We start from the raw sequence: 256 nt of genomic DNA on the forward strand, positions 1-256 counted from the left end.
TCTAGATTCGATTTCACCTTGGACGACTACTTCACGCTTATCTTTATTGTCGTTTACGCCAACAACCGTTCCTTCAAGCTCAGAGATAACAGCTTGACCTTTCGGGTTACGTGCTTCGAACAATTCCAAGATACGCGGAAGACCTTGTGTGATATCGTCTCCTGCTACACCGCCGGTATGGAAGGTACGCATAGTAAGCTGTGTACCTGGCTCACCGATGGATTGTGCAGCGATGATTCCAACAGCTTCTCCGACT

1 protein-coding gene is annotated in these 256 nt (G+C 48.0%); it reads right to left on the bottom strand.

Annotation, left to right across the window (positions count from 1 at the left end):
- A partial coding sequence (locus tag M3196_RS21865) for a hypothetical protein (protein WP_251324384.1) occupies positions 1–256 on the bottom strand: 256 nt, incomplete at both ends.

The organism is Fictibacillus nanhaiensis, from assembly GCF_023715445.1.
GTDB lineage: Bacteria > Bacillota > Bacilli > Bacillales > Fictibacillaceae > Fictibacillus > Fictibacillus nanhaiensis_D.